Annotated in this window: 11 protein-coding genes; all 11 read left to right on the top strand. The window is 63.2% G+C overall.

The features are described 5' to 3' along the window. Positions 1-418 precede the first annotated feature (418 nt). The 11 genes from ACWETB_RS23535 to ACWETB_RS23585 all read left to right on the top strand — a co-directional run bounded on the left by ACWETB_RS23535 (position 419) and on the right by ACWETB_RS23585 (position 10,786). Positions 419-2,107 (top strand): AIPR family protein, encoded by a 1,689-nt coding sequence (locus tag ACWETB_RS23535; RefSeq protein ID WP_452214002.1) that lies wholly within the window; start codon positions 419-421, stop codon positions 2,105-2,107. 223 nt (positions 2,108-2,330) lie between these two features. After that, positions 2,331-3,284 carry a LysR family transcriptional regulator gene (locus ACWETB_RS23540; protein ID WP_348809797.1) on the top strand — a complete coding sequence of 318 codons (954 nt, stop codon included), beginning with the start codon at positions 2,331-2,333 and terminating at the stop codon, positions 3,282-3,284. Between the two features lie 230 nt (positions 3,285-3,514). Further along, the gene (locus ACWETB_RS23545; protein ID WP_452214004.1) at positions 3,515-4,486 is read left to right on the top strand and encodes a putative oxygenase MesX; all 972 of its coding nucleotides are present in this window, start codon (positions 3,515-3,517) and stop codon (positions 4,484-4,486) included. 26 nt (positions 4,487-4,512) lie between these two features. Then, positions 4,513-5,538: a methionine synthase gene (locus ACWETB_RS23550; protein WP_449741722.1), complete on the top strand. Its 1,026-nt coding sequence runs from the start codon at positions 4,513-4,515 to the stop codon at positions 5,536-5,538. Positions 5,539-5,700: 162 nt separating this feature from the next. Further along, positions 5,701-5,937 (top strand): type II toxin-antitoxin system Phd/YefM family antitoxin, encoded by a 237-nt coding sequence (locus ACWETB_RS23555; protein WP_348807308.1) that lies wholly within the window; start codon positions 5,701-5,703, stop codon positions 5,935-5,937. Continuing rightward, positions 5,934-6,332 (top strand): type II toxin-antitoxin system VapC family toxin, encoded by a 399-nt coding sequence (locus ACWETB_RS23560; protein ID WP_348807309.1) that lies wholly within the window; start codon positions 5,934-5,936, stop codon positions 6,330-6,332. The genes ACWETB_RS23555 and ACWETB_RS23560 overlap by 4 nt, the downstream gene beginning before the upstream one ends. Positions 6,333-6,377: 45 nt before the next feature. After that, positions 6,378-6,857, top strand: coding sequence for a TspO/MBR family protein (locus tag ACWETB_RS23565; RefSeq protein WP_348807310.1), 480 nt, complete (start codon positions 6,378-6,380; stop codon positions 6,855-6,857). Between the two features lie 93 nt (positions 6,858-6,950). Next, entirely contained in the window at positions 6,951-7,187 is a 237-nt protein-coding gene (locus tag ACWETB_RS23570) for a type II toxin-antitoxin system VapB family antitoxin (RefSeq protein ID WP_348807311.1), read from the top strand. Continuing rightward, positions 7,184-7,603, top strand: coding sequence for a type II toxin-antitoxin system VapC family toxin (locus tag ACWETB_RS23575; RefSeq protein ID WP_348809799.1), 420 nt, complete (start codon positions 7,184-7,186; stop codon positions 7,601-7,603). Before ACWETB_RS23570 ends, ACWETB_RS23575 begins: the two co-directional genes overlap by 4 nt. Positions 7,604-7,756: 153 nt before the next feature. Beyond that, complete coding sequence (locus tag ACWETB_RS23580; protein ID WP_348807313.1) at positions 7,757-8,623, top strand: alpha/beta fold hydrolase; 867 nt, start codon at positions 7,757-7,759, stop codon at positions 8,621-8,623. Positions 8,624-8,779: 156 nt separating this feature from the next. Then, positions 8,780-10,786, top strand: coding sequence for a sulfatase-like hydrolase/transferase (locus tag ACWETB_RS23585; RefSeq protein WP_452214008.1), 2,007 nt, complete (start codon positions 8,780-8,782; stop codon positions 10,784-10,786). Positions 10,787-10,946 lie beyond the last annotated feature (160 nt).

Raw genomic sequence — 10,946 nt, forward strand, 5'->3', positions numbered from 1 at the left:
CCGTCCTGCCATGATCCCTATCGTCCCTTCTCCGCCCTCATCAGGGCAATCAGGACTCTAGAACAGCCCGGACCGGTTCACGGGGGACACGCCACTACCGCTCACGCGATCTGATATCTCTCGCAGCCACTTGGACACGTTCGTCCAGAGTCAACTCCAACCCGCGCACCAACACCTGATCGGCACCCTCAACGACGAACCCCCACCCGGTCGTCGTCACACCCAGAGACGGTCAACACCATAGCGTGAAGAACTCATCGGGAAGAACACACAGGGAAGCCGAAATGCCGCAGACTCGGTGACCATTCTGGCGAACATCATTCGCTGGTTAGATCGGGACATCTGATTCCACGGCACCGGTCCCGTCGGCGCGCGATGACCTCTCCCATAGAGTTAGACGTAACAAGAGGAGTTGGTTTTGGGCGACTTGCATGTAGCGCAGATCAAGCGTCGACTGAAGAGCACGACGTATCCACACATAGACGTATCCGACCTGAACAAGCATGGTGCGGACTTCGTCGAGCAGGCCCGACTGACCCGGGCGCTCGCCGCATTCGTCTTAACAAAGGTTGCTGGTCTAGGCCCTGATGACGCCGCCGCATGCGTAACCGACGGACCAGACGACAACGGCGTCGACGCTATCGCGTTCGTCGACTCGGACCCTCCACGTCTCTATCTCGTCCAGTCGAAATGGACAGACGCCGGAAACGGTGGCGGCGCAACACTCGACGAGATGATGAAGTTTCAGAAGGGACTAGCGGACCTCGTCACCATGAATTGGGAGCGCTTCAATGAAAAGGTGGCCAAGCGGGTCGCAGAACTGGACAACGCTCTACTCAACACCGACCTGCGCATCGACGTCATCTTCGTGACGATGGGGACACCGCAGGTCGCGCCAGCGGTATCCGGTCATATGGACGACTACATCGCAACGCTTAACGACCCGACCGAAGTCGCGTTGTTCACTTACTTGAACCAGGGCGCAATCTACAAGCTTCTCGTCGACGACACCCTTTCAGCGCAAATCGACCTCACTGTCGAGTTATCGGACTGGGGAAGGCTCGAAGGACCCCCAGATGCGGTCTACGGCCACGTCGGCGGCGCGGAAGTGGCAGCATGGCTACGCGACCACGGAACTCATCTGTTCGACCGAAACGTACGGCTGGTGCTCTCAAACTCGGAGGTCAACGCTTCCGTCTTGGAGACGATCGAGGAATCTCCTGAGCGGTTCTGGTACTTCAATAACAGCGTCACAGCACTTTGCGAGTCGATTGACAAAGCCCCCGCTGGTGGCACCGAGCGACGTCAGGGAACGTTCGGGCTCAAGGGCGTCAGCATCGTCAACGGAGCACAAACCGTGGGGACTCTCGCCCGCGCACTACGGATGGGGAAGCAGGAGGAACTCGACGCACTACGAGTCATGGTGCGGTTCATCTCACTGGAATCTGCTCCCGACGACTTTGGCAAGCGCGTGACTCGCGCGACCAACACCCAAAACGTGATCGGCGGCCGCGACTTTGTCGGTCTCGATCCCGAACAGGCGCGTCTGCGCGACGACTTCTCGGTCGACGGCCTCACTTACGCGATCCGCAGCGGTGAACAACGCCCAGACCCCAGCAAAGGGTGCGAGTTCGTCGAAGCCGCCATCGCCCTGGCATGTGTCCACTCATCCGGGTTCGCCACCCAGGCGAAACGTGAGGTGAGTCGCCTGTGGGATGACACATCGAAGGCTCCGTACAAGGCCCTATTCAACCCCAGCACCACCTACCTGCGGGTGTGGCGGTCCGTCAAGGTTCTCCGCGCTGTTGACGCGAAACTTGACGAACTGAAAAGCGGGCTTAACAACCGGGAGCGGGGATACGCGGTGCATGGAAATCGCCTAGTCGCCCACATCGTATTCGCGAGACTCGATCTGTCCGGGATCGAAGACCCTGCCACCGATTGGGATCTAGTCGTATCGCAGGTCCCCGAACTGGCGGCGAAGGTGCTAGCAACCATTACGGAGCGCGGTGAGACCGAGTATGGCGGATACACCGCTAGCTTGTTCAAGAACGCGACAAAGACGGATCGCCTCGCCACGCTGGCGATCGAGGATATCGCTTCTTGATCAGGTCAGGGGCAGGGCACCGCGGCGAGCCTGGAAATTGCAGGTCAGAGCCGTATTGCGAGCGAGTCCAGACTTTCCGCCAAATCCCAGTCCAGAAATTCACTGTTTCCCCAGCTCACCAGTCCAGACTTTCACCGCGCGCGGCAACCGTTGCTGCCGCGCGCGGTCCGTTTCTGGACTGGCGGACGCTTTTCCTGGATCGGCGGCTCGATAGTCTCTTGCCATGGCACGGCAGACCGCGGGAGCGCTGCGGGGAATCACCCTGCAGCAGTTGCGCTACTTCGTGGAGGTGGCAGCGGAGGGATCGATCAGTGCCGCGGCCGACGTGCTGTATGTGGCGCAGCCAACCATGTCCGCGGCGCTCAAGGACCTTGAAGGTCGGCTGGGACGTACGCTCTTCGTCCGTTCGACGCGGGGAGTGACTCTCACCGACGATGGAGCGGAGTTCCTCGGGTACGCGCGGCAGGTCGTCGAGCAATCAGAACTTCTGGAACAGAAGTACCTGGGGCGCGGCCCCTCACGTCGACTCCTGGCCGTATCGACTCAGCACTACTCATTCGTCGTAGATGCATTCGCGCGCATGGTGAAAGCCTCTGAAGCCGCCGAGTATGCGTTCAGTCTTCGCGAGACCCGCACGTGGGACATCATCGAGGATGTTCGTACGCTGCGGAGCGAGGTCGGTGTGCTCTACCGCAACGACTTCAACGCAAGCGTGATCAACAAGCTGATCCGCGAAGCCGGGCTCGTCTTCACGCCGCTGTTCTTCGCGTCACCGCACATCTTCATCGCCCGTACGAACCCCCTCGCAGGGAGAGAGAGCGTGACGCTGAAGGACCTCGAGGACCTGCCCCGGCTCACGTTCGACCAGGGCGTGAACAACTCGTTCTACCTCGCCGAGGAGATTCTCTCGACGCGATCGTCGAAGCAAGAGATCCGCGTGAGCGATCGAGCAACCATTTTCAACCTGATGATCGGCCTCGGCGGTTACACCATCTCGACGGGCATCATCTCTGACGATCTGGATCCGTCGATCGTCGCCGTTGCGCTCGACGTGGACGAACGCATCGAGATCGGGTGGATCGGCCATGCCTCGGTCTCGTTGACCGCTCAGGCGCAGCGTTTCGTGGCGGAGATGCGCGATGTCGTCTCGGAGTTCGGAGTCGATCTGCTGACATAGCCAATGCCTATGCCTGGCGATCGAAAGAAGGAATTAGGCTATCGCGGCCGGTCTCCATACACTGACTTTCGCGCCGCTTCGGACTACTGACTCCCAGGTGTCGTCGGGTCCGTTCGATTGACCCTCGACCATCGCGAGCTCGATTTCGAAGCGCTATGAAACTCAAGCAGAGAACCGCGCGACGACGCGCACGTGGAATCACTCCTGCGCAGTGATAGGGGCATCAGAGCATGAGAAATGAATGTGTCTTCAGCATCGGCACGACGCGCTTCGACGAGGACTACACCCCGTCGAGCAACTCGCGCGGCACGACGAACTTCGCGAATCTCGCACGCGGAGAAGACCGTCCGCAGAACCTGCGCAACGCGGTGTCGATGATGAACACCCGTGTCAACGAGCTCCTCCATTGGGACAATCCGCGTGGTGACCGCTACGAACTCGAACTCGACATCGTCTCGGTGGATCTGCATCTCACGACAGTCGGGGACGACGCCGCCTTCCCGGTGATCGAAGTGCTCGACGTCGACATCCTCGACACCACCACGGGCGCCCGCACCGAAGGGATCGTCGGGAACAACTTTTCCTCCTACATCCGTGACTACGATTTCAGCGTCCGGCTCCCGGGACACCAGGCGACAGGAATCCCCAACGACTTCGGCGATCTGCACGGTCAGGTCTTTCAACGTTTCCTGGAATCCGACGAGTACCGCGACCGGTTCTCACAGGCGCCGGTCATCTGCATCAGTGTCTCGACGTCGCGGACCTACACCAGGCTCACCAATCGCCACCCGATCCTCGGCGTGGAGTACGAGGCGGACGCGCTATCGCTCACCGATGAGTACTTCGGGAAGATGGGCCTCACGGTGCGCTACTTCATGCCTCCGGGCTCCGCGGCTCCGTTGGCCTTCTACCACCGCGGCGATCTACTCAACGACTACTCGTTCATCGCGCTCGCGGGAACGGTCGCGACGATGGAGACGTTCCAGAAGATCTATCGTCCCGAGATCTACAACGCGAACACTGCGGCGTCGGAGGTGTACCGGCCGAGTCTCGACAACGGCAACTACTCGCTTCCGCTGGTGACCTACGACCGTGTCGAGCGCACTCAGCTCGCCACCACACAGGGAAAGTTCACCGAAGTGAGTCTCATGCAGCCGTACGGCCATGTCCTGGAGCGTTGGGCCACCAAGCAACCGGCCTGACCACGCGAGACCGTAAGGAACGAGAGATGGACACACTCCTGCCCGCCACGATCGTCGGCAGTCTGCCCAAGCCCTCGTGGCTCTCGGAGCCCGAGAAGCTTTGGTCGCCATGGAAGTTGCACGACGACGAACTGCGCGATGGAAAACTCGACGCCCAGACGCTCGCCGCGCACGAGCAGAGCCGTGCCGGGCTCGACATCATCAGCGATGGCGAACAGACGCGTCAGCATTTCGTGACCACGTTCATCGAGCACCTCAGTGGCGTCGACTTCGAACGGCGCGAGACCGTGCGAATCCGTGACCGCTACGACGCGAGCGTCCCGACGGTCGTCGGCGCGGTGAGTCGCGAAAAGCCGGTGTTCGCAGCGGATGCGGCGCATCTTCGAGCAGCGACCGATCAGCCGATCAAATGGGCGCTGCCCGGCCCGATGACAATGGTCGATACGCTCTACGACGCCCACTACAAGAGTCGCGAAAAGCTGGCGTGGGAATTCGCCACCATCTTGAACCAAGAAGCGAAGGACCTGGAAGCAGCCGGTGTCGACGTCATCCAGATCGACGAGCCCGCATTCAACGTGTTCTTCGACGAACTGAAGGACTGGGGCGTCGCGGCGCTCGAGCGCGTGACCGACGGGTTGAGTTGCCAGACCGCCGTACACATCTGTTACGGCTACGGCATCAAGGCCAACACCGATTGGAAGGCGACGCTGGGAGCCGAGTGGCGCCAGTACGAAGAGTCATTCCCCCTCCTACAACGGTCATCGATCGACATCGTGTCGCTGGAGAGTCACAAATCGCGAGTACCTGTCGAGGTCATCGAACTGCTTCGCGGCAAGACGGTCATGCTGGGCGCGATCGACGTCGCCGACGACACCATCGAGACGCCGGAGGAAGTCGCGGCGACACTGCGCAGCGCACTCCCCTACGTCGACAAAGACAAGCTCTGGGCCAGCGGGAACTGCGGGATGGCACCGCTCGCCCGACGTGTCGCACGGGACAAGATGGTCGCGCTCGCCCAGGGAGCCCACATTCTGCGCGCAGAGCTCTCCTAGCCGGCCCAGCGGTTCACCGTGCGGCGGTTCCGACACGACCGGGTATTCGGATGCTTCGGCCATCCGGTGAGCGCGGCCTGGTCAGATGGCGTCGCACCTCCACGCAGCCAGACTGGACGAATATGACTATTCAGACTAGTCCGACCGGTGTACTGTGAGCCCATGAAGACCGTCAGCAGCACCGAGGCCAAGGCGCGTCTCAACGCGCTCCTCGCCGAGGTCGAGCGGACCGGCGAACCGGTCACGATTACCAACCATGGGCGTGCGGTGGCCGTGGTCTCCCCCACCGCTGCACGGCCTCGCGCGTTCGGCCAGTTTCCCGGACTCGTGATTCCCGACGATTTCGATGCCCCGTTGCCCGAAGCCGAGTTGGACATCTGGGAGGGGTCCGCTTCGTGACCGCGGTCCTGCTCGACACCAACGCATTCCTGTGGTTGCTGCAGAACCCTGACCGCCTCGGGAGTCACGCGCTCGAAGTGCTCGAGAATCCGGCCCATGAACTGTATGTCTCTGCGGCGTCGGCGTGGGAGATCGCCATCAAGACCCGACTGGGTCGACTCGATGCCGGACCAGTCCTGTCGACCTGGACTGCCACGCTGGACGCCATGGCGGCAAGCGATCTTGCCATCGACTCTGCCGACGCGGTGATCGCCGGGCAACTCAACTGGGAGCACCGAGATCCCTTCGACCGCATGATCGTTGCCCAAGCGACCCGGCGTGGCCTGACCATCGCGACCAGTGACAAGATCGTCCAGGACGTGACCCTCACACCGGTCATCGACACCCGGCGATGACACAGAGGCGCGTGCGCCTCGACTCCGCCGACGTACGGTGAAACCATGCGCCTGAAAACCCTCATCGCCACCGGAGCGTCCACCGCCGCTGCTGCCGTCGTCGGGAGCGTGGCATCGAAATCCGCTGTGGAGAACTGGTATCCGACGCTGAGCAAGCCGCCTTTCACTCCACCTCCGGTCGTGTTCCCGCTGGCCTGGACGACGCTCTACGCCGACATCGCACTCACTTCGGCCGCCACCCTGGACCGTCTGCACGACGACGCCCGCGACGACGAAGCGCGCCAGTTCGCCGTGGCGCTCGGCACGAACCTTGCACTCAACGCCGGCTGGAGCTGGCTGTTCTTCGGCGCTCACAAGCTCGGACCGGCCGCGCTGGCCGCCGGGTTGCTGACCGCGAGCAGCGCCGACCTCACCCGGCGGACCGCGCAGACTGACAGCACCGCGGGGGTAGCGCTGGCCGCGTATCCGGCGTGGTGCGCATTCGCCACACTGCTGTCGACGGAGATCTGGCGTCGCAACCGCTGACGGCCACCTCCTCGGGCCGGTTTTCGCAGAGCCCCGGTGGCCGCGACCGTAGTAGCTTGGTACCAAGATCACGTAGGTAGGTACCGCATGGCCATGAACATCAAGAACGACCACACGCACTCTGTGGTGAAGGAGATCGTCCAGCTGACGGGCGAATCGCAGGAGACAGCGGTACTACGCGCGGTCGAGGAACGACTACGCAAACTCAAGGCCGCCGATGCCGTCGAGACGACCCTCCGAGAAGGCGCAGAACTAGGGCACCTGCTGGGACTCGACCCCGGCGACGACCCCACTGCGACCCTGTACGACGACTCCGGGATGCCGGCGTGATCGTGGTCGATACCTCCGCCATCATCGCCATCATCGCCGCTGAGCCCGATGCTCGTGATTACGCAGAAGTCCTCGCTGATCACCAGCCGCTGATGTCGGTCCCCACGTACCTCGAATGCTGCATCGTCGTTGATACGAAGAAGATCCCGGAGGCCGGTCGGAGACTCGATCGCATCCTCGATGTGAACGGTGTCGATGTGGTGGACACCGACAAGACACAGGGCGACATTGCCCGCCAGGCATTCCGGGACTTCGGTAAGGGGATGGGTCATCCTGCCCAGCTGAACTTCGGGGACTGCTTCTCTTACGCGCTGGCCATCCAGCGCAACCTTCCGCTCCTCTGGAAGGGAAACGACTTCATCCACACCGGGATAAGGTCCGCCCTTATCGAGTTCCGCAACAACCGGGACGCGTAATCGCGGGCCTCGCGGCCGCGCACACCGACGTTTGAGCGGATCGAGAGCCCCAAACCGATTGTGGCGCCATCACTCACGTCGGCCCGCCATCCGTCGTCATGATCGTCTCGAGCATCGTTCTGCCGGCGACCCCTCATCACCTATGCTCGATGAATGGCGACCATTGGTGCACAAGACTTTTCCGTCGATGTATCCGGTTTGCGCATCAGCGGTGACCGGTGGCTCGGTGAGCGGTCCGCCGATCACCCCTCGCCCATCGTTCTGTTACACGGGGGCGGGCAGACCCGGCATTCGTGGGATCGCAGCGCAGCCGCGCTCGCGCAGCGGGGGTACGAGGTCTACAGCCTTGACCTGCGTGGACACGGTGACAGTGACTGGGCTCCCGACAAGGACTATGCGATCGGCGCATTCGTCGGTGACCTGGTCGGGTTCGTCAAGACGCTCGATGCACCCCCGATTCTGGTGGGCGCCTCACTCGGTGGCATCACCAGTCTGTGCACGGTCGGCGAGAATCCCGGAATCGCCACGGCGCTGGTGCTGGTGGATGTCGTGGTCGATATCGAGCCGGCCGGCGTCGATCGGATCAAGAAGTTCATGACCGACCACGTCGGCGGGTTCGCCACGCTCGACGAGGTCGCCGACGCGATCGCCGCCTACAACCCGGAACGCAAGCGGCCCCGCAACCTCGACGGCCTCCGCAAGAACGTGCGGCAACACGACGACGGCCGCTGGTACTGGCATTGGGACCCCGAGTTCATCGTGTCCGACGACGACGAACCGCGCCGTCACACCGACCCGGCACGTCTGAGTGCCGCCGCGCGTCGGGTCACGGTACCGACGTTGATCGTGCGCGGCGGCAAGTCGGACGTGGTCAGCGATGCGGGTATCGCCAGCATGCGCGCCCTGGTACCGCACGCCGAGGTCGCCGACGTCAGCGCGGCGGGCCACATGGTCGCCGGCGACGACAACCAGGTGTTCGCCTCGGCCATCGAGTCGTTCCTCGATCGGCACAAACTCTGACCCAGCGGCTTCTGAAGGAACAAATTTCACCGCCGTCGTCGACGACGTGCGACGCGAGACGACGGACAGGACCCCCACCGGCACAGACGGAGGCGACTTCGGCCCAACACGTCTCGAAACACTGCTCGGAACAAACGGCCCTGCCATGCTCTGCACATGCACCGCCAGACCCACGGCCCATCGCTCGCGACGGAGTCCGCTCGGACACGACCGTTCAGCCGTCGCCAGGTCGTCGCCGGTGGCCTGACCGCGGGTGTCGCCGCGGCCATGGCGCCGGTGGGACCGGCGCAGGCGAGCCCGATCGGCAGGCCGAACATTCTCGTCCTGGTGAGCGAGGACTGTGGAGCCCAGCATCTCGCCGTCTACGGCGGACGCGCACACACCCCGACGATCGACGCGCTTGCCGCCAGCGGCATTCGGTGGGCCAACGCCTTCTCCGCCGCCCCGGTCTGCGCACCATCCCGGTTCGCAATGATCACCGGTGTCGCGCCGGAGCGGTGCGCGCCCGCCAACCACATGCGCGCCGACGGCGATCTTCCCACCGAACTCCACGGCGCGGGGTGGACCCAATACCTGCGCGACGCCGGGTACTACTGCACCAACAACGCCAAGGAGGACTACAACGCCGCCGGCCTTGATCTCGATCGCACCTGGGATGAGTCGTCCCCCCAGGCACATTGGCGCAACCGGCCCGCAGGCGCACCGTTCTACGCGGTCTTCAACCCGACGATGACCCACGAGTTGTCGATGGCGTTCCTGACACCGTCGCCACCCCCGGGCATCTCGGCGCCCTACCTCCACGAACTCGCCGGAATCCACGCCGTGGCACCGACTCCCATCGTCGGTGGACCGACACGGCCCGACGATGTCCGCATTCCCGACTACTACCCGGACACCCCGACCACACGCAACGATGCGGCCACCTATCTGAATCAGATCACTCAGATGGACTCCGAACTCGCCTTCCGGCTACGCGAACTCGAGGAGGCCGGCCTCGCCGACGACACCATCGTCCTGTACTTCAGCGATCACGGCGGGGTCCTTCCCCGGTCCAAACGGTTCTGCTACGACAGCGGACTCAAGATCCCGCTCATCGCGCGATTCGGACGGAATGTCGCCCACCTGGCACCCGGAAACCCCGGTTCGACCATCGACGACACCGTATGCGTCAGCACCGATCTCGCACCGACCGTCCTCTCACTCACGGGCATCGCGTTGCCCGAATGGATGGACGGCGACCCTTTCTGCGGGCCGGAGCTCGCCGTCTCCCAGTACGCCTTCGGCATGCGCAACCGGATGGACGAACGCTACGACTTCGTCCGAACGGTGCGCGACAAGCGATTTCGCTACATCCGCAACTACATGCCGGACGTCCCCAACGGCCAGCACGTGCAATTCATGTGGCTGCAGGCCGGGTACCGGGAATGGGCCTCGCTCAATCAGCACGGGACACTACCCGAACGTCACGCGCGGTTCTGGACGAGCCGACCGGCCGAGGAACTCTACGACATCCGCGACGATCCCGACGAGGTGACCAATCTCGCCGCGCGTCCCGCGCACGCGGAAGTCCTTGCACGACTGCGTGATGCGCTCGACGCACACATGCTCGAGATCAACGACAACGGCTTCATACCGGAGAGCGCATCGATCGAGGGATACGTCAACAGCAGATCGACGCAGGCCTACCCACTCGCCGAGATCGCGCACCTCGCCGGCCTCGCCATCACCCGGAACCCGATGAATCTGACCGTCTTTCACCAGATTCTCCGTCATCCCAACGCGGTGATGCACTATTGGGCGGCAAGCGGATTCCGGCTGCTCGGCACGCACGGTGCGCGGGTCGCCGGCGACCTTCGCGACGCGTTCGCCGCGGAGACCTCGGCGCATGTCTCCCTCATGCTCGCCGAAGTACTGGTCATGGTGGTCAATGATCGCCGGGCCCTGCAGCACCTCGCCGACGCGATGGCCCGCCACCCGGACGGATGGATTCGTCTGCAGGCCGCCAATGCGCTGGACCGCCTCGGTGATCGCGCCCGCCCGGTGTCCGACACCCTCCGTCGGGTACCACTCGGAGTCGTTGGAGCCGAGCCGATCTCACTCACACGCACCGCGGCGATCCATACGTTGCACGCACTCGAGGGATGGTCCGCGGCGATCCCCTGACCGGGCGAATCCGACCGGCGCACTCCTGTTCTCCACAGGTCCCATGTGGCCATCGACAGCTGCGCCACACGCGTGTACCATGGAACACATATTCGATATCAAGTGGGGGTGGGATGTTCGAGACGACCGACGATATCCGTCAAGTCCTCACCTCACTCGT

The sequence above is a fragment of the Gordonia sp. NPDC003950 genome (assembly GCF_053605205.1).

Excerpts from the sequence above, each read along its gene's own strand:
- ACWETB_RS23540 (WP_348809797.1), top strand. The coding sequence starts at position 2,331 with ATGGCACGGCAGACCGCGGGAGCGCTGCGGGGAATCACCCTGCAGCAG.
- ACWETB_RS23545 (WP_452214004.1), top strand. The coding sequence starts at position 3,515 with ATGAGAAATGAATGTGTCTTCAGCATCGGCACGACGCGCTTCGACGAG.
- ACWETB_RS23550 (WP_449741722.1), top strand. The coding sequence starts at position 4,513 with ATGGACACACTCCTGCCCGCCACGATCGTCGGCAGTCTGCCCAAGCCC.
- ACWETB_RS23555 (WP_348807308.1), top strand. The coding sequence starts at position 5,701 with ATGAAGACCGTCAGCAGCACCGAGGCCAAGGCGCGTCTCAACGCGCTC.
- ACWETB_RS23565 (WP_348807310.1), top strand. The coding sequence starts at position 6,378 with ATGCGCCTGAAAACCCTCATCGCCACCGGAGCGTCCACCGCCGCTGCT.
- ACWETB_RS23570 (WP_348807311.1), top strand. The coding sequence starts at position 6,951 with ATGAACATCAAGAACGACCACACGCACTCTGTGGTGAAGGAGATCGTC.
- ACWETB_RS23580 (WP_348807313.1), top strand. The coding sequence starts at position 7,757 with ATGGCGACCATTGGTGCACAAGACTTTTCCGTCGATGTATCCGGTTTG.
- ACWETB_RS23585 (WP_452214008.1), top strand. The coding sequence starts at position 8,780 with ATGCACCGCCAGACCCACGGCCCATCGCTCGCGACGGAGTCCGCTCGG.